The organism is Halalkalibacter urbisdiaboli (assembly GCF_002156385.1).
Taxonomy (GTDB): domain Bacteria; phylum Bacillota; class Bacilli; order Bacillales; family Bacillaceae_D; genus Halalkalibacter_A; species Halalkalibacter_A urbisdiaboli.
Window position 1 is genome coordinate 811,717 of record NZ_MVJM01000001.1, and the last position, 20,207, is coordinate 831,923.

Consider the following 20,207-nt stretch of genomic DNA (forward strand, 5'->3'; position numbering starts at 1 on the left):
ACACCTCTAAAAAATTTTCTTTATGTTAATTGCTGGACTTGATTCATCACTGCATCTTTTAACGACTCAAGTGCTAGCTTACTTCCTTCATATGTTTCTTTATTTACACCAAAATAGAACTTAACTTTCGGTTCTGTCCCAGATGGGCGTATACAAAACCATGAACCATCCTCAAGCTTATACTTTAATACATTTGATTTTGGAAGTTGAATCTCTATTCTTTCCCCCGTAAGAAGGTTATGAGCCTCGCTAGATTTATAATCTTCCACCTCGACAATACGTGTATCATTTAATGTAGCCGGAGGATCTGCTCTAAAAGAGGTTAAAATGCTGTTAATCTTTTCAACACCTGCTTTTCCCTTTAGAGTTAACGATTCTAATCCTTCAAAATAATAACCATACTTGTCAAATAGCTCAAGTAATCCATCATAAAGGTTCATATTTCTTGATTTATAATAAGCAGCAAGCTCGGCAGCAAATAAACAAGCTTGGACAGCATCCTTATCGCGGACAAAGTCGCCAATTAAGTAGCCATAGCTTTCTTCATAACCAAATAAGAATGTATTCTCTCCAGATTGTTCATATTGCTTCATCTTTTCACCGATAAATTTAAAGCCTGTTAACGTATCGACTGTCATTAAATCAAATTGATTAGCAATTGCTCGACCAATTTCAGACGTAACAATTGTCTTTAAGACTACACCATTTTCAGGTAGCGCATGTTGCTGTTGCTTTTGTGTTAATAAATAATCAAGCATAAGCGCCCCCGTTTGATTACCTGTAAGCACGACATACTGCCCATCGCGGTTCCTTACTGCTACACCAACACGATCAGCATCCGGATCCGTCGCAAGTAACACATCCGCATTTTCTCTTTCTCCATATTCAATGGCAAGTTTAAATGCTGCATGTTCTTCAGGATTAGGAGAAGATACCGTTGAAAAATCGGGATCAGGTAGTTCTTGCTCAGCAACGACCGTGACGTTAGTGAAGCCAACACTTTCAAGTACTCTTCTTACCGGAACATTCGCTGTACCGTGTAAAGGTGTAAAAATAATCTTCACGTCTTTCCCTTGCTGTTTCACTAAATCTGGTTGTACAAGAATCGTTTGAAGTTTTTCATTATACGCCTCATCAATTTCTTCTGAAATAATTTGTAATAAGCGTTCACTTTTTAGCTCATTCTCATCACCAATCTCAATACGGAGCTCGTCTTCTATACTATTTACATATTGAATCAGCTCTTCGGCTGGTTCGGGAGGAAGCTGTCCTCCATCAGGTCCATACACTTTAAAGCCGTTATATTCAGGAGGATTATGGCTTGCTGTAATAACAATTCCTGCAAACGCGTTTAAATGCCGTACTGCATATGAAAGTTCTGGTGTCGGTCGCAAATCATGGAATAAGTATGTTCTTATACCATGTTTACCGAGAGTTAAAGCTGATTGCATCGCAAATTCAGGGGATTTATGTCGGGAGTCAAACGCAATTGCAACACCTCTTGCCTTCGCATCTTCTCCTTGTGCTTCAATATAATGTGCCAAGCCCTCAGCGGCACGACGAATCGTATAAGTATTCATTCGGTTGGTTCCTGGCCCAATTTCTCCACGCATGCCACCAGTACCAAATTCTAAATTTTTATAGAAACAATCTTCAATTTGCTGATCATTTCCTTTTATTCTCTGCAAAGCCTCTTTTAATTCAGGTTCTAACGCACTATATGTATCCCATTTTTCATATAACTCTTTCCAACCCATTTAATCTCCTCCTACCAGCCTCAATTTTCTATTATTAATTCTACTTTTAGTCAGTAAAACCTTTTCATTTTACGCAACAATTACAACATTCATGACAAATTGCTATCAACAATCGCTTTTTTAGCAAAATATAATTCCTTATTTAGCTCTTCTTCATGCTTCGCTGTTGCTTCTTCACTCCACTCAAATAAATCTCTCAAATACCGGGTAATTGGTTCCTGCCATCTTTCAACCCAAGAAATGTTAAACAGAATAGCCCCAGTACGTCGATGGAAAAAATCGAGTGGCGTAACAACCATTTCTTCTTCAATTCCATACCTTAATTCCGCAAATAGAGAAGTCGGGAGATGAAAAGCTTCAGATTGTCGTTTACTCGTTTTCATTCTAGCAAATATTTTAGACACATTAGAGCCATAGCGTTGTACTAGTTCCTTCGCTCGTTTTTCTTCTAACCCAAGCGCAAGGCCTTCACCGATTTTTTGATGTTGAAATGCTTCAAAGCCTTCAGCACCACCAACATGACCTCCGGATAACGTAATTGAATCGGTTTCACATCCTTTTTTATTACCAAAATCCTTTGCCATTATATCAACGACACGTTCAGCCATTTTGCGGTAGCCTGTTAATTTCCCTCCAGCAATGGAGATTAATCCAGACTCAGAAATGAAGACTTCATCTTTTCTGGAAATTTCCGATTCCTTCTTCCCTTGCTCATAAATGAGTGGTCGTAGCCCAGCCCAACTTGATTCAATATCTTCAGACGTTAAATGAAGCGATGGGAACATGTCATTAACTGAACTAAGGATATACTCTTGGTCAGCAACTGTCATACGCGGATGAGCAATATCCCCTTCAAAAAACGTATCAGTTGTCCCTACATACGTTTTTCCCTCTCTAGGAATGGCAAACATCATTCTTCCATCTTTCCCAACATCAAAATAAACAGCCTGTTGTAGAGGGAACCTTGCGTGATCAAATACAAGATGAACCCCTTTTGAAAGTTTTATTTGCTTTCCTTGTTTTGAACGGTCTTGTTCTCTAAGAGTATCCACCCAGGGGCCAGCAGCATTTACTATTTTTTTCGCATACAGCTTATAAGCTTCCCCACTAAGCTGATCAACAACGATAACCCCAACTGTTCGTCCGTCCTTATAAAGAAAGGACTCAACCTTCATGTAGCTAACTGCCTTCGCCCCATGACGTACAGCTTCCTTCAAAATTTCTAAGGTTAATCTTGCATCGTCAGTTCGATACTCTACATACAGCCCACCTCCCTTTAACTTATCTTGTCTTAAGAGGGGCTCCTTTTCGAGTGTCTTTTTTTTATTTAACATATATCGTCGTTCTTCCTTGCGAACATCTGCTAAATTATCGTACATTCGTAACCCAACAGAAGTAGAGAGCTTACCAAACGTCCCATTTTTATAAATAGGTAACAGCATCCACTGAGGAGTTATCACATGGGGGGCATTTTCATGAACGATCGCCCGTTCTTTTCCTACTTCAGCGACTAACTTTACCTCAAACTGTTTCAAATATCTTAAGCCACCATGAATAAGTTTCGTTGAGCGACTCGATGCTCCAGCTGCAAAATCTTGCATTTCCACAAGTCCAGTTTTCAAGCCACGGGTTTGTGCATCTAAAGCAATCCCTGCTCCTGTAATCCCTCCACCAATAATTAGTACATCCAATTCACTTGACTGCAATGACTGAATATAATTGCTTCTTAATTCGCTTGAAAACGTATGAGCCATCCCCATTCACTCCTATCTATAAACACATTTAAACAAAGAAAGACTACAACACCTTACTGGCTGCTGCAGTCCGTTCTTATTCTCCGCTCACATATAGCTTCCTTTATTATAACGGAGTCTAGAGAGAATGAAAAGATATCCCTAACCAAAATTTTCAAGTACACTTTGGTAAATTAATTCGTTTCATAGCCCTTTGGTTTTGCTTCATGCCAATTCCAAGCATGTCGAACAATCGCTTCAAGCTGAGGGTATTTTGGTTTCCAGCCTAGTTCTTTATTGGCTTGCTCAGCCGAAGCAATTAATGTTGCTGGATCCCCAGGTCGTCTTGCTGAAACGACAGCAGGAATTGGATGTCCAGTGACAGAACGGCATGTCTCAATAACTTCTTTAACAGTAAAGCCTTTCCCATTACCAAGGTTGTAAATCGCCGTCTTATCATCACGACGTAGCTTCTGTAAAGCTAAATAATGAGCTTCAGCTAAATCCATAACATGAATATAATCGCGGACACAGCTGCCATCCTTCGTATCGTAATCACCACCAAATATTTGAACATGCTCACGCTGGCCTAGTGCCACTTGCAGAACAATCGGAATGAGATGTGATTCTGGCGTATGATCTTCACCAATTCTTCCTTCAGGATCTGCGCCTGCCGCATTAAAATAACGTAAGCAAACCGATTTTAAGCCATATGCTCCATCACACCAATGAAACAACTTTTCAATCGCTAATTTCGTTTCACCATATGGACTAGTTGGGGAAGTCGGATCCGTTTCTTTTATTGGAATCGATTTTGGTTCTCCATACGTTGCTGCAGTAGATGAAAAGACAATATGCTTCACGTCATGCTTTACCATTTGTTTAACAAGTTTATGTGTACCTATCACATTATTTTCATAATACTCAAGGGGCTTTTCTACACTCTCACCAACTAGTGAAGAAGCTGCAAAGTGAATGACAGCATCAATTTTATGCTTTTCAAATAGTTCAGTAAGTAACGCTTCATCATGCAAAGACCCTTTATAAAAAGTTGCACCAAGAATTGCTTGCTGATGTCCTTTTTCAAGATTATCAAGAACAATAACTTCCTCACCCTGATTAAGAAAATAGAGTACAGTATGACTCCCGATGTAGCCCGCTCCACCAGTAATTAAAATGGCCATTAGTTTTGTCCCTCCAATTCACATTCATGAACTCCATTACCTGCTTCACATATATAAAACGTTGGTTCCAGTCCTGTCGCTTTTTCGTATTCTTTTGCGACCTGTAATTGAAATGTTTCAACTACTTCTTCCTTTACAATACTAACGGTACAACCACCAAAACCAGCCCCTGTCATTCGAGTCCCGACACAACCCTCTACCTTTCTTTGAGCCTCAAATAAGGAATCTAATTCTTTTCCTGTTACCTCATAATCATTCTTTAAGGAAAGATGTGAGCCGATCATTTGTTCACCAAATATAGTCAGATTCCCCGCCTCTAACGCTTCTTTTGCGTTAGTTGTGCGATTATTTTCTGTTACGACATGTTTTACCCGACGATAAAGTCGCTCGTCATTAATGAATTCTTCAACCTCAGATAGCTCATTAACGGACAAATCACTCAACGTTTGAATCATCGGTTTTTGCTTTTGAATTCGGGCTAACGCTTCTTCACATTCCGCTCTTCGCTCATTATATTTTGAATCTGCCAGTCCTCTTCGTTTATTCGTATTTGTTATCACAATTTTATGTCCATGTAACTCTAATGGCACGTCTTCAGCATGCATTGTCATTGTGTTTAAATAAATAGCGTGCTTTTCTTTACAAAGGCCAACCGCATACTGGTCCATAATCCCACTGTTTACTCCGATAAAACGATTTTCCATTCGTTGACACAGCTTTGCAAGGTCTACACGAGTAATCTCTGCATTCCCTAAAGTAGCTAAGCCATAAGCTGTGACCATCCCGATAGAAGCAGATGATGAAAGTCCTGCTCCATTAGGAATTGTACCCTCATATAAGATGTCAGCTCCTTTTAGCCCGACACCTTCTGCTACAAGCTCTTTCACTATCCCTTTTGGATAATTGCCCCAATCATCCTCCTTTTGATAGGTCAAATTTTGTAGCGAAAAAGAAACCCGCTGCTCAAAGTTTCTACTTGCTAAGTGGAACATACCATCCTCACGTTCACGTACAACCATATAAGTTCCAATCGTTAACGCGGCCGGAAATACATATCCACCATTATAGTCTGTATGTTCTCCTATTAGATTCACGCGTCCTGGTGCAAAAAACAAACGCGGTTTGTGACTAGAACTCTCAAATAAAAGATTAAAATCCTTTAGTAAATCCGCCATCAAATCCACCCCACTCTAACTTAATTAAATTAATTTATTAAGATTATACCACAAAAAAGCCCTTTAGGAATGGATGATTTATAAAAACTTTTCTTACCTAGATTTTAAATTAGGAGAAAATATATCTTTTAGCACAAGAGTAACTGCTCCAATTACAGTTCCGTACTCCCCAAGCTTCGAAACGACAATATCTGTTTCGCGCGCTTTCGGTGTTAATGCACGCTGCTTCACTACTTCCCGAAGTGGCTCGATAACGAAATCACCCGCTTTAGATACTCCTCCGCCGATGATAACGCGAGTCGGATTGAATAAATTTATTAAATTAGTTACACCTATTCCTAGATAACGCCCTGTCTCCTCTAATATTTGCGCTGACAATTCATCGCCTTCCAAAGCACATTGATGGATGAGTGCACCAGTTACTTTATCTAAATTAGTACCCATTTTCTCAGTCAGCTTCGTCTTTCTCCCTAACTCAATTTCTTTAAGTGCCCGCTTTCGTAACATTCCGCCTCCAGCGATCGTCTGTAAGCAACCATAGCTACCACATGTACACTTTTCCCCATTTAAATCAACTATCATATGACCAAATTCTCCTGCGATTCCATTTTGGCCATGAAACAATTCATGATTTAATATAATCCCCGCTCCAATACCAACACCAACGTTGATACAAATTACATTATCTAACTCGCGCCCATTTCCAAACCATGCTTCACCTAAAGCAAGCGCTCTAGCGTCATTCTCAACAAACGTAGGTAATTGAAAACGATGCTCCAAATGAGCCTTAATTGGAATATCTGTTAATTTAAAATTAGGTGCAAAAACAGAAACACCCTTGATATGGTTAACAATCCCATGCATTCCAACACCAATACCTAATAATTTATCAGGAGGAACACTTCCTTCAGCAATAATCTCTTCAATAACCTTCGTTAAGCTCATTAATAGTGATTCATTATCTAGCTCATTCGGTAAATCTACCGTTTTTTGTGTTTTAATATTTGCATTTAAGTCTGTTAATACTGCTCGAACTAGAAGTCCACCTACATCTAATCCAATAATAAAGGAGTGATTTGGATCTATCGTTAATAAAATAGGCTTACGTCCTCCCCTTGATTCACCCACTTCACTTTCCTTTACAAGACCTACTTCTATAAGTTCACCTACAATATTTGTAACCGTTGGTGGGGTTAGTTTTGTCTTCTTTGCAATATCGGCTCTAGATATTTGCTCATACTGCCGAATTGTATTTAAAATAAGTGAGCGATTTAGTGACTTCATTAGTTGAAAACTACCCGTTACCTTCGAACTTGACAATTGACTTCTCTCCCTTACACAATCATTACTTCTATCATAGCGTATTTTCCCGATTATTAGAAAGGAACTTGAAACCTTCGTTTAAATAAAAAAGACTTAATAGCGTTGGAAGCTTTTAAGTCTTGATGACATTCTTATTTTAACTCTCTCTTTATGTCATTCGGTAACGGTTGGTCTAATTGAAAAACATCAGCTGGATCTCGATTTTGTTTAGAAACAATTCGTCCGTTGACATGATATAAAAATTGATTCTGGTAATAATCCTTTCCTCTGTTTACTTCAACTATGCCAATCCATGTCCCTGGCAACGAAAATATTACTTCAGATTCATATAAGCCGTCTTCAACATGATGCATAACTTTCTCTATATTGTGTACTGTACTAGGACGATCCATTATTAAAGTAATGGATGCATCCTCTATTGGAACCCCCATTTCATCCCTTAAAAAGAGCTGAATATCAACAGCTTTTCCTGTCGGATGATGTTCATCCGTACCTATTACCTCTAAGGTCCAATTGGTCACTTCCTCTTTTTTTTCAAACGTTTGAAATAATAAAACCATTGAAACAATAAACATTAAGGTTCCGATAAAATATAAAACAGATTGACCTCTCTGCTGATGTTCGACCTTCATAGTATCTCCCCCTTCTGGCTGCTTTTTCTATTTTTTCCACCCACCCTGCTGGATAAACATATTTTTATACGAGGATAGATGATGATCAGTCCTGAACCGAATCCACTTTAAGGTTATCCTCTATCTAAAAACGAAAAAAATAGCTCCAAAAAGATTAAATCTTTTTGGAGCTTCATTAAACTACTTTTGTTTGTATGTTATACCATAAATGTCATGCCTTCTATCTCTCAATTGATTCACACTGCCAGCTCGTCGATGTCTTCTTAAACTTTCAAGATCAACATCACCAACAACGACCGTTTCTATATTCGGATTACACTCACCAACAATCCCATCACGGGCAAAGGTAAAGTCAGACGGACTAAAAATACCAGACTGTGCATATTGAATATCCATATTTTCAACATCCGGTAAGTTTCCGACAGTTCCTGATAAGACAGTAAATACCTGATTCTCAATCGCTCTCGCCTGAGAACAATAGCGTACACGTAAATAACCTTGCCTATCATCAGTACAGAAAGGAGTGAAAATAATATTTGCTCCTTTATCGACGGCAATACGTGCTAACTCAGGGAATTCAATGTCATAACAGATTTGGATCGCAACCTTTCCACAATCTGTATCAAACACATTGACATTATCACCACCTGTAATTCCCCAGAATTTACGCTCGTTCGGTGTAATATGGAGCTTATATTGCTTCTCAATCGTCCCGTCGCGACGGAATAAATAAGCAATATTATATATTTTCCCCTCTTCTTCAACAAAGTGAGAGCCACCAACAATATTAACATTGTATTTAACAGCTAAGTTCGTAAACAACTCAATATAATCTTCCGTAAATTCGGTTAAACGACGAATCGCCTGACTTGGGCTTTTCTCTGGTAGAAACGATAACAATTGCAGGGTGAAAATTTCAGGAAATACAGCAAAATCCGAATTATAGCTAGCAGCTACATCCGTATAATACTCACACTGTACAGCAAAATCCTCAAATGAGTAAATTTTCTTCATTTCATACTGAATTGTTGTAATCCTTACAGGAAAAGACGTCTTAAATTGTCGCTTAGGTGTAGTTGGACGGTAATCAATGTTATTCCACTCCATCAAGGTAGCATAACGCATAGACGCCTTATCGTCCTCTAAATAATTTTGATTAATACGTTTTAACGTAAAACCATTCATTACTTGGAACGTCAATACTGGATCATAAATGTTATGAAATGAAACTTCTTCAACATATTGACGTGGTGTTAATTTGTCTGCGTATTTATAATAATTCGGAATTCGCCCACCGATTATGATACTTTTTAAATTTAATTCACGTGCTAAATCTTTTCTTGCCTCATATAACCGACGCCCAATCTTCATGCGACGGTATTTAGGATGAACCATGACTTCAATTCCGTATAGATTATACCCTTCTGGATCATGGTTTGTAATGTATCCATTATCAGTTACTTCATCCCATGTATGCTGATCATCATACTCGTCAAAGTTAATAATTAAACTTGAACATGAACCAATAATCTCACCATCATATTCAACACAAAATTGTCCTTCTTTAAAAATATCAATGTGGCTCTTTAAATGCTCGCGTTCCCATGGTTCCATGTTCGGGAAACATAATTTTTGCATTTCTATAATTGCATCGAAATCTTTCTCTTCGATGTTTCGAATAATCATTTTTTTCTCAAATTTTGATACATCCACAATCTCAGACATTCACCCATCTCCTTTGCCTGGTCATAATTCTTTTCAAATGTAGCACAAAATAACAAGAAATTCTGAATTACTATTTTACATCGTTTATTATTGGTTGTATACTTTGACCGTTTTCCACGGGATACAATTTTTTCAAATAAAAAAACGGTAGAAGTCGATAGTAAACTCAACCCCAACCGTTATTCGTTACATTTCTTTTACAGCAATATGAACATCAATTCCACCAATAGGACTATCTAGTGGAACTGTAACAAAAGGATTACCTGAATGATACTTTGACTCCCCTTCACTGATAATCGGTGTCGTAACGTCAATAATACATTCCTCTTTTGAGAGTTCCGTTGCTGTCGTTCCAGCAACCCAATTTCCAAACTCTTGAACAGCACTCCAACCCATTTCATCTAACTGCTCTATTTGCATTCCGCCCATCATAATCCCTACAATCTTCTTAGCCGTATCTTCAGAGAAAGAGCAAACAATTTGACCTGTTAATTGCCCTTTTACACCTAAAATAACAGAAATATCATTTGAAGGGACACTCCCTGTACCTGCACTAGGAGCTAAAGGAGTTACCTCTACACCAAAATGACTAGATAATATTTCTTTCGTAGCTCGGCAAATAGCGTTTATATGTTTCACATTCACTTCTATTCCTCCAAAGCTTCTCGCTCAGTAAAATCCTGTCGAAATGCAAATTATTTTTATATAAGTTTACCATAGCTCGCTTATAAATTGTGACTTTTCTATCAAATTGTAGCTTCTTCATCGTTTTTTTCACGAATAAGATACCATTGTTCTCGAGCCATTTCTACAATTTTCGGTTCGGTCGCTTTATGCTTATGTTGAATGACCCGGGAAAAAAATTGGATAGCTTCCGATTGATTTCCAATACGCCGATGTAACTCACCTATTAAATAAAGTAGTCGCATATCAGTCATTTGTGTATCTTTATAATCTACTTCCTCGTAAGACTTAGCATAATGCTCTTGTGCCTTTTTAAGAAATCGAATCTCCTGCTCTTCACTCGAAATCAACCGAAATAACCAAGCTAACCTTAGACATAACCCACCAATCACGACATGCTTTTCTCTTTTTAACATAGCCGACAAAATCCCCAATTTCAAAGCGCGAATGGCATCCTCAACCTTTCTCTCATTCCCAAAGTCTTGCATTTTCCAATCCTTAAACTGTTCCGCGATAACATTCGTAGTTCCAGAAGGAAAATTCGACGAAAACGTATCGGAGGATGCGAAGCCACAATGAGGACAAACACTTACCTCATAAAAAAGCGGATTTAAATCCGGATCTTTATATTCAGTATAAAAATCGCTATGAACCTGTTTAACACGAACAAACTTTGAACGAAGTCGTTTTGTTTGGTAGATTTTTTCACAAAATAAGCAAGTTTGATCTTTGTCGTAAAGTGGTTTCAGCTGCACTGACATAAGCCTCACCCTAGTCTTTTTTATTTACTTATATTTTAGTACATTAGTGCCTATTTAGACTACACCTTTTTACATAATTTCTGATTTCTCCTGATTCTTTTTTAATTTACCGTTCCTAAGTAGAGTCTTTTTTACTATATCTGCCATTTTAAATCTATACTTTATCGGTTGTTTATAACTTCTACAATAACTTTTCATTATAAGAAGATAATAATATATCTTAAAAAACCCTATTAACACGCGATTTCACGCAATCCTAATCTTTCTAGAATAAATTAAATTAAAAAATAAATGAAAAGACCGGAATGGTAAACGCTCTCTTAATCATATACATACATGAATTCGTTGTGACAAACACTCGTATTCATGTAGATAAAATTAAATGAGAGTGGGGCATGTATGTGAAAAAAGAATGTGTTGCTATGTTATTAGCTGGTGGTGAAGGAAAGCGATTAGGGAGTCTTACAACAAAAATAGCTAAACCTGCTGTTTACTTTGGAGGAAAATACCGGATTATCGATTTTCCACTTAGCAATTGTACGAATTCGGGTATCGATACGGTTGGCGTCCTTACTCAATATGAACATCTCGTACTCCATCGGCATTTAGGAAACGGAGCGTCATGGGATTTAGATCGAGGAAAAGGAGGGTTAACTTGCCTACCACCATTTGTTGAAAAGAAGGGGGGCTCATGGTATCGAGGAACTGCGGATGCGATTTACCAAAATATTTGCTATATTGAACAGTTTAATCCTGACTATGTCCTCATTTTATCTGGTGACCATATTTATAAAATGAATTATCAAGCAATGATAGATTATCACAAGAAACAAAACGCTGAAGCAACGATCTCTGTTATTGAAGTTCCATGGAATGAAGCCTCACGGTTTGGCATTATGAATACAAATATCGATGGTTCCATTTCAGAATTTGAAGAAAAACCTCCTTACCCAAATAGCAATCTAGCTTCAATGGGGGTTTACATCTTTAATTGGTCTGTACTTAAATCATATTTAGAAGTTGATGCGTTACTCGAACATTCTAGTCATGATTTTGGTAAAGACATTATTCCAGCTATGTTAGCTGATCAACGTAAGTTATTCGCCTACTCTTTCAAAGGATATTGGAAGGATGTTGGAACTGTAAACAGCTATTGGGAAGCAAATATGGATTTACTAGATGAGGCCCCTACACTTCAACTTCACGATGGAGATTGGCCAATTTACTCTAAAAATCTTAATCAACCACCTCACTATCTTTCCCAAGATGCTTTTGTATCTAATTCGCTCATTCACGAAGGCTGCATCATAAATGGTTCAATTACTCGCTCTATTTTGTTTAATAATGTTGAGGTTCAAAGAAATAGCTTCATAGAGGATTCTGTCTTAATGCCTGATGTCATAATCGGCAAAAACGTGTCACTAAATAAAGTCATTGTAAAGGAAGGTACCTTCATTCCTGATGGTACAAAAATCACCTCACAGGGTGATGACATACTCGTTATCAGCAAAGAAACCCCCTTACAGGAAATGTTCTATTCACACGGCTAATACAAGTTTAAATATGAAAGGATGACATGAATGATGAAACAATTAATGGGGGTTATTAATTTAGATGGTGAACAGGATTTACTAAATGAGCTTACCTATTTCAGATGCGGGGCATCCGTACCATTCGGTGGTCGTTATCGCCTTATTGATTTTGTTCTCTCTAATATGGTGAACGAGGGTGTTCAAGATATTGCAGTTTTTACAAGAAAAAAATACCGCTCATTAATGGATCACTTAGGAACAGGAAAGCCATGGGACCTTGATCGCAAACGTGGCGGCCTCTTTATTCTCCCTCCAGATTGGCATGACCCAACAGATATATCACAAGGAGAGCTTCAGCATTTTCATAATAATCGTGATTTCTTTTCACGTGGTCAGGCAGAACACGTCCTAATTTCCGGAAGTCAATTTATTTGCCACATTAATTATCAAGATGTCTTTCAACAACATCTTTTAAACAAATCAGATGTAACTGTTATTTATCAACCTGTTTCTTCAGCAACCCTCCCAGACTATGAACAAGAACCAAAGCTTCAATTTAATGACAAGGGAAATGTCATTGGCATGCTAGAGGACAATAAAAATCAACATGTTTTTATGAAAATGTATATTATTCGAAAGGATTTGCTTCTTAAGCTTGTTGATGATTGCATTGCAAGGAAAAAACAAAGCTTATTAATGGATGGGATCTTTTCGAATTTAGATAATTTGAAAGTATCTAGCTTTGCTTATGAAGGTTATCTTGCTTTTGTAAATTCCCTCAATAGTTACTATACTCATAGTATGTCACTACTAGATATTGACGTTTATACACAATTATTTTTAAACCGAAAACCAATCTATACGAAAATAAAGGATGAGCCACCCTCTTCTTATTTAAAAGGTGCAAAAGTACAGCGTTCTATTATAGCAGATGGTTGTATTATAGAAGGAACCGTTGAAAATAGCATTCTATTCAGAGGGGTTCATGTTCATAAAGATGCAATAATTCGAAACTCAATTATCATGCAGCAGTGTCATATACATGAAGGGACAAAAATTGAGAATGCAATTCTAGATAAAGATAGTTTACTTTCACCACAACGATCATTTATTGGTCTACCGGAGAAACCATATGTCATTGCCAAGAGAAAAGTAATGTAATCATCCTCGCTTCGTCGAATCAAATCATGTGATTTGATTTGACGAACCTGCAATAATTCTTCTTCCTAGTTTACATAATTTTATATAAAAGGAGAGCATTTTTTATGGACGTAGTCATGGTTGCTTCAGAATCGACCCCTTTTTTTAAAACCGGAGGATTGGCAGATGTCATAGGTTCCTTGCCAAATGAAATCGCAAACGCTGTAGATATCAATGTTAGCGTAATTTTACCAAAGCATTCAGCGATGCCCTTAGCTTGGCAAGAACAACTAGAATTTATTGGTTCCTTCCAAGTTAACGTTCAATGGAGACAACAATATTGTGGGATTTTTAAATTAGCGTTATCGGGAGTTACTTATATTTTTATCGACAACGAATACTATTTCAAGCGAGACTCTCTTTATGGACAGTTTGATGATGCTGAACGATACGTCTTTTTCACCCATGCCGTCTTAAGCACGCTCCACAACTTACAGCTCAAACCTGCCGTTCTTCATTGTCACGATTGGCAAACAGGACTACTTCCTGTCTATATTAAAGCATCCTATGACCTTAACTCTATTAAAACCATTTTCACCATTCACAATCTTCGTTATCAGGGAAATTTTCCGTTGTCTATATTTCATGAACTCATCCACCTTGATGAGGCCTATTTTAATAGCCTCATCATGGACGAACAGATTAACTTTTTAAAAGCCGCACTTGTTCATGCGGACTGGGTTACAACTGTAAGTCCAACCTATGCAAATGAAGTCAAATCTACTTATTTTGGTGAGGGCTTGAATGAAATTTTATTAACGCGTGAATCGGCCATGACTGGTATTCTTAACGGTATTAACAATAACGAATTTAACCCAGCGACTGATCCAGCCCTTCCTTTCAATTACCTGAACCAACCTGACCAGAAACGCTTAAATAAACAAACTTTACAACATCAATTAAACTTAACAACAGACGTATCAATACCTATGTTTACGATTATTACTCGACTTGTCCCTGAAAAAGGGATTCCACTAATCCTTCATATTCTTGATGAACTACTTGAATCGGAAAACATCCAATTACTTGTACTTGGGACTGGAGAACATGAATTAGAAGAAGCCTTTTGTTTTTTTAAACAAAAGTATCCAAATAAATTTCATATCGAACGAACATTTAACGAAGATTTAGCAAGGCTTTATTATGCTGCCTCCGATTTTTTCCTCATGCCATCTCAATTCGAACCTTGTGGCTTAAGCCAGCTTATAGCTTTACGTTATGAGAGTGTACCGATTGTACGGGAAACGGGAGGTTTAAATGATACGATAAATTCATATAATGAATTTACCGGTGAAGGAAATGGGTTTAGTTTTACAAACTATAATGCTCATGATTTACTCTATACCATTCGCCGCGCCATATACTTCTACTGGAACAAAGAACATTGGCAAAAAATCCTGCAAAATGTCTACCAATCTGATTTCAGTTGGAAGGAATCCGCAAAGGAATATGTGAACCTCTATCGTACATTAGCGAGTAAACAAGGAGCGTTGGTAACATGACGATGACGAAAGAAGTCTTTCAGAAAGAATTTTGTGATAAATTAACAACTACCTTTGGGAAGAATGTTGAAGAAGCAACAGATAAAGAAGCCTTTCAAGCGATCAGTCTGATGCTAAAGGATGAGCTACACCGAAAATGGCAGCGAACACAGCAAGCCTATCAAGACCAGGACCATAAGCAAGTCTATTATTTTTCAATGGAATTCTTATTAGGTCGACTAATCGAAACAAATCTATTAAATGTCGGCTGGTTAAACATTTGTCGTGAAGCCTTAACTGATTTTGGCTTTCATAGCGAGGAAGTCTTTTGCGAAGAACATGACGCAGGACTTGGAAATGGTGGGCTTGGAAGACTAGCAGCGTGCTTTCTCGATTCTTTAGCCTCACTAAAGCTTCCTGGACACGGTGTCGGAATTCGGTATAAATATGGCTTGTTTCAACAAAAAATGGTGAATGGCTATCAAGTAGAGCTTCCTGATTATTGGTTAAAGGATGACTATATGTGGGAAACAAAACGTGAGGAAGAAGCCGTTGAGATCCGATTCGGTGGAACCGTACACACGATTCAAAGAGACCAAAAGCTTTGCTTTGAACATAGGGATTATGAACGGGTATTAGCAATCCCGTACGATGTACCAATTGTCGGCTATCAAAATGATGTCGTTAACACTCTGCAGCTTTGGAGCGCAGAATCGATGAGTAATCATTTTCATTTTCAATCACCAAACGGACATGATTATTATCACTATTTAGATTATAAGCGTTCTGTTGAGCAGATTTCTGAGTTTTTGTATCCAGATGATTCTTACTATGAAGGTAAGCTTCTAAGATTAAAACAACAGTATTTTCTTGTTTCCGCTGGACTCCAGAGCATTTTACAAAAACATAAAAAGTCTAATCTTTCAATCCAACAAATTCCTGATTATATTTCTTTACAAATAAACGACACCCATCCAAGTTTAATCGTTCCAGAATTAATGAGACTCTTACTTGATGAAGAAGGATTAGGGTGGGATGAGGCATGGTCTATAACGACATCTACGGTGGCTTATACAAATCACACGACACTAAATGAGGCGCTCGAAACTTGGCCACAGGAAATGTTCCAGACGTTGCTGCCAAGAATTTATATGATTATTGAAGAGATTAACGAACGTTTTTGTAGAATGCTTTGGCATGACTTTCCTGAGCTTAGAGATTCTATACATCAAATGGCGATCATCTCCTATGGAACCATTCATATGGCTCATTTATCAATGGTCGGTAGCTATAGCATTAATGGGGTTGCGAAACTTCATACAAATATATTAAAAAAACGAGTAATGAAGCCATTCTATACCGTTTTTCCAGAAAGGTTTAATAATAAAACGAATGGGATAACGCACAGACGCTGGCTTCTTAATGCGAACCCAGAGCTTGCAAATCTCCTTTCAACTACGATCGGGAAAGGCTGGATTAAAGAACCAAAAGAATTAATTCAATTGTTAAAGTTTGCCCATGACTCGAGCTTCCAAGAAGCTATTTCTAATGTAAAGCTTAGAAATAAGCAAGCATTTGCCTCATTTATTTATAAACAGTATGGTATCGTTATTGATGAACAATCAATTTTCGATGTACATATTAAACGACTTCATGGCTACAAAAGGCAATTACTAAATATTTTTCATATTTTGCATTTATACCACCTTTGTCGAGAGAATCCTCATTTGCAAATGACACCGAGAACTTTCATTTTCGGAGCAAAGGCTGCACCTGGATACCATTTTGCTAAAAACGTTATTAAATTAATTACATCTGCTGCAGAAAAAATTAATAATGATCCAGTGGCAAAGGATAAAATCAAGATTATCTTTTTAGAAAATTACAATGTTAGTCTTGCTGAACGAATCATTCCAGCAGCGGATGTCAGTGAACAAATCTCCACTGCAAGTAAAGAAGCCTCGGGCACAGGTAATATGAAGCTCATGATGAATGGGGCTTTAACACTTGGTACACGTGATGGAGCGAATGTCGAGATAGCCGAGATGGTTGGCCCAGACAATCTATTTACGTTTGGTTTAACATCCGAAGAAGTATTTGAATACCAGAGGAACGGGCAATATCGAGCACGTGACGTCTATAATTCTGATCAACGTTTACGAACAGTTTTAGATCAATTAGTTACACAATTTTTCAGTAATGATGACGTAGAGTTTAAAGATATCTACTACTCCCTTCTTATGAAAAACGATGAATTTTTTGTTCTAAAAGACTTTGATAGTTATGTGGAGGCGCAGCAGCTTGTTGACCAAACCTATCGTCATCAACAAACGTGGTTAAAGAAGAGCATCACGAATATTGCCCATTCAGGAAAGTTTTCAAGCGATCGAACCATTTCTCAGTATGCTAATGAAATCTGGGGCATTCATCCAGTAGAAATTTAAAAACCTCTCTTTTTATTAACTGGTGTCCTGAAATAACACTATTTCTTTCAGGACACCAGTAACATTGCTTATTCTACTGATCGATTAGCTCTTCTCTAACCTCAACTGCAATCTGCGGGTAATCGGTGAAAAATGCATCGCACCCTATCTTCATTATTGAGACCATTTCATTTTTGTCATTAACCGTATAAGGTCGTACCCTGACCCCTTTACTCATCAAGTCTATCATTTCCTTTTCTGACATCGAAGCAGAATGGCAGTGATAACCTTCAACCGCTGCATCAGCAAGATATAGGTCTGGACTTATTAAAGAAGCTACTACAATTACTGCCGTTTCTAGCTTCGGCTCTCTCCTCTTAATCAACCGAATAAGGTTATGGTCAAAGGATGATACAATTACCCTATGAAGCAACTCATACTTTGAAATCAACGGAAGAACCTTTTGTACTAATAGCTCCCTTTTTAAGACGTCTGTCTTGATTTCAATATTAATGATGATCTTCTTTGACTGTGCCCATGCTAACACTTCTTCCAAAGTAGCAATTTTCTCATGTTTAAATTCTTCCGAAAACCACTCCCCTGCCGATAATAGTTTTAATTGGTCTATTGTGTCTGATTTGACTAAACCCGTTCCGTTTGTCGTCCTCTCTAGTTCACTATCATGAATGACAACAGGAACCTCATCCTTGCTTAGTTGTACATCAAGTTCAATTCCTTCTATTCCTAGTTCAGCCGCTGCTCGAAAAGCTGCCATTGTATTTTCTGGATACAAGCTCGATAAGCCACGGTGAGCAAAAATGTTTGTCCGGGTCATTTTCCTCTCCTCCATTCAATTTTAGTTTTAAATTCTTTCTAAGAATATATAAATTAAAATATATTTCATATCAGTGACATCTTTGTTCAATATCGTTATATTATTAATTAAAGGAGGTTGAATGCTAATGGGTGAAAATAGCCAATTAATGCAAGTGATCAATCAAATTAGTAGTTTTATTTGGGGACCACCCCTGCTTATTTTATTAGTAGGTACTGGGATTTATTTAACATTTCGTCTTTCATTTTTACAATTTTCTACTTTGCCTTATGCTTTGAAACTCGCTTTCAGCCGTAAGCAAGATAAGAATTCTGAAGGTGATATCTCACATTTCCAATCACTAATGACTGCTCTTGCTGCGACCGTCGGAACTGGTAATATTGCTGGTGTGGCTACAGCAGTCGTTATTGGTGGACCAGGTGCTGTCTTCTGGATGTGGCTCTCTGCTCTATTCGGAATGGCAACAAAGTATGCTGAAGCTATCCTTGCTGTAAAATATCGTGAGAAAGCAAGCAACGGAGAAATGGCTGGAGGACCAATGTATTATTTAGAAAAAGGTCTCGGTCAAAAATGGCTTGGCGTCATTTTCGCCATTTTCGCGGCAATTGCTGCCTTTGGAATCGGAAATACGGTTCAATCAAATTCAGTTGCTGCCGTTATCGAAAGCAATTGGGGCATTAATCCATGGATAACAGGAGTAGTACTGGCTGTATTTACAGGACTTGTTATCTTAGGTGGTATACGTAGCATTGGGCGTACTGTTGCCTTTATCGTTCCTATTATGGCTCTCTTTTATGTTATCGCTGGTCTCATTTTAATTATAAGCAATGCATCACTCGTGCCTAGTGCGATCGGACTTATTTTCTCAGACGCTTTCACTGGTCAAGCGGTAGCCGGTGGTGCCATTGGAGCAGTTATTCAATATGGGGTTGCGCGTGGAGTGTTTTCAAATGAAGCCGGTCTCGGTTCAGCTCCAATTGCAGCAGCTGCTGCAAAAACGGATTATCCTGGGCGCCAGGCTCTTGTATCTATGACACAAGTATTTATTGATACGATTGTCATCTGTTCAATTACTGGTATTTCGCTTGTTATGGGAAATCTTTATATGGGTGATGTAACAGGAGCAGCTTTAACATCTGCAACCTTTGAATTTTTCCTTGGTCCGATCGGTTCGATTATTGTTGCAATTGGGCTTATCTTTTTTGCCTATTCTACAATTCTTGGTTGGTCCTATTACGGAGAGAAATGTTTTGTATACTTATTTAAGTCAAACCAGGCCATTAAGGTTTACCGAATTGTCTTTGTTTTAGCTGTTGTATTAGGGGCTGGATCAAGTCTTGACCTTGTTTGGGGTGTCGCCGATATCATGAATGGCCTTATGGCGATTCCAAACTTAATCGGGCTTCTCGGTCTATCTGGCGTTGTCATTGCAGAAACACATCTATTCCTTAAACATATGCGTGAAGAAAAAGCAGGACAACCGACGATCGACCACTCAAATTAATTGAATGAAAATCTGATAACACGTTAAACGAGGCTGTGTCAAAAGGTTAAAAAACAACCTTTTGGCACAGCCTTTAGCATTGAAGTCGCTACACGATGAGTGGGGTCTCAACGTATAGAGAAACGAAGCCATTGCTGTGCACACTTTAAGCTTTTGAGACAGCCGCGCTTTTGATTGCTCACTATTTAGTAACCAATCAAAAGAAAGCGTTTGCACAAAATAGTAAAATGGTGATATTATGAAATAGCGGTTAATATA

Annotated in this window: 15 protein-coding genes; 5 read left to right on the forward strand and 10 right to left on the reverse strand. The window is 37.9% G+C overall.

Translation table 11 applies throughout. The annotated features are described in order from the left end of the window. Positions 1-20 precede the first annotated feature (20 nt). The 9 genes from B1R93_RS04215 to B1R93_RS04255 form a co-directional block, all read right to left on the reverse strand. On the reverse strand, positions 21-1,757 hold the full coding sequence (locus B1R93_RS04215; RefSeq protein ID WP_088102711.1) for a phospho-sugar mutase: 1,737 nt from the start codon (positions 1,755-1,757) through the stop codon (positions 21-23). Between the two features lie 89 nt (positions 1,758-1,846). After that, positions 1,847-3,511, reverse strand: a complete 1,665-nt coding sequence (locus B1R93_RS04220; protein WP_088102712.1) for a glycerol-3-phosphate dehydrogenase/oxidase — start codon at positions 3,509-3,511, stop codon at positions 1,847-1,849. Positions 3,512-3,684: 173 nt separating this feature from the next. Beyond that, positions 3,685-4,674 carry a UDP-glucose 4-epimerase GalE gene (galE, locus tag B1R93_RS04225; RefSeq protein ID WP_088102713.1) on the reverse strand — a complete coding sequence of 330 codons (990 nt, stop codon included), beginning with the start codon at positions 4,672-4,674 and terminating at the stop codon, positions 3,685-3,687. Further along, entirely contained in the window at positions 4,674-5,849 is a 1,176-nt protein-coding gene (locus B1R93_RS04230) for a galactokinase (RefSeq protein ID WP_088102714.1), read from the reverse strand. The genes galE and B1R93_RS04230 overlap by 1 nt, the downstream gene beginning before the upstream one ends. A gap of 93 nt (positions 5,850-5,942) precedes the next feature. After that, on the reverse strand, positions 5,943-7,169 hold the full coding sequence (locus B1R93_RS04235) for an ROK family transcriptional regulator (RefSeq protein ID WP_245308182.1): 1,227 nt from the start codon (positions 7,167-7,169) through the stop codon (positions 5,943-5,945). A 134-nt stretch (positions 7,170-7,303) separates the two neighbouring features. Further along, a complete protein-coding gene (locus B1R93_RS04240; protein WP_088102715.1) occupies positions 7,304-7,804 on the reverse strand; it encodes a FixH family protein in 501 nt (166 codons plus the stop codon). A 180-nt stretch (positions 7,805-7,984) separates the two neighbouring features. Then, positions 7,985-9,529, reverse strand: coding sequence for a bifunctional GNAT family N-acetyltransferase/carbon-nitrogen hydrolase family protein (locus B1R93_RS04245; protein ID WP_088102716.1), 1,545 nt, complete (start codon positions 9,527-9,529; stop codon positions 7,985-7,987). Positions 9,530-9,715: 186 nt separating this feature from the next. Further along, positions 9,716-10,174 (reverse strand): chemotaxis protein CheX, encoded by a 459-nt coding sequence (locus B1R93_RS04250; protein WP_088102717.1) that lies wholly within the window; start codon positions 10,172-10,174, stop codon positions 9,716-9,718. Between the two features lie 101 nt (positions 10,175-10,275). Then, positions 10,276-10,974 (reverse strand): DUF2225 domain-containing protein, encoded by a 699-nt coding sequence (locus tag B1R93_RS04255; RefSeq protein WP_088102718.1) that lies wholly within the window; start codon positions 10,972-10,974, stop codon positions 10,276-10,278. A 395-nt stretch (positions 10,975-11,369) separates the two neighbouring features. Between B1R93_RS04255 and B1R93_RS04260 the strand changes: the two genes are divergently transcribed. The 4 genes from B1R93_RS04260 to B1R93_RS04275 all read left to right on the forward strand — a co-directional run bounded on the left by B1R93_RS04260 (position 11,370) and on the right by B1R93_RS04275 (position 17,631). After that, entirely contained in the window at positions 11,370-12,524 is a 1,155-nt protein-coding gene (locus B1R93_RS04260) for a glucose-1-phosphate adenylyltransferase (RefSeq protein ID WP_088102719.1), read from the forward strand. Between the two features lie 30 nt (positions 12,525-12,554). Continuing rightward, positions 12,555-13,667 (forward strand): glucose-1-phosphate adenylyltransferase subunit GlgD, encoded by a 1,113-nt coding sequence (gene glgD, locus B1R93_RS04265; RefSeq protein ID WP_342587499.1) that lies wholly within the window; start codon positions 12,555-12,557, stop codon positions 13,665-13,667. Positions 13,668-13,771: 104 nt separating this feature from the next. After that, complete coding sequence (gene glgA, locus B1R93_RS04270; RefSeq protein WP_088102720.1) at positions 13,772-15,208, forward strand: glycogen synthase GlgA; 1,437 nt, start codon at positions 13,772-13,774, stop codon at positions 15,206-15,208. Further along, positions 15,205-17,631: a glycogen/starch/alpha-glucan phosphorylase gene (locus B1R93_RS04275; protein WP_088102721.1), complete on the forward strand. Its 2,427-nt coding sequence runs from the start codon at positions 15,205-15,207 to the stop codon at positions 17,629-17,631. Before glgA ends, B1R93_RS04275 begins: the two co-directional genes overlap by 4 nt. Before the next feature lie 73 nt (positions 17,632-17,704). On the opposite strand, the gene B1R93_RS04280 is transcribed toward B1R93_RS04275, so the two are convergent. After that, the gene (locus B1R93_RS04280) at positions 17,705-18,445 is read right to left on the reverse strand and encodes a glycerophosphodiester phosphodiesterase family protein (protein WP_165763723.1); all 741 of its coding nucleotides are present in this window, start codon (positions 18,443-18,445) and stop codon (positions 17,705-17,707) included. 127 nt (positions 18,446-18,572) lie between these two features. On the opposite strand from B1R93_RS04280, the gene B1R93_RS04285 reads away from it, so the two are divergent. Next, entirely contained in the window at positions 18,573-19,949 is a 1,377-nt protein-coding gene (locus tag B1R93_RS04285; RefSeq protein ID WP_088102723.1) for an alanine/glycine:cation symporter family protein, read from the forward strand. Positions 19,950-20,207: the final 258 nt, after the last annotated feature.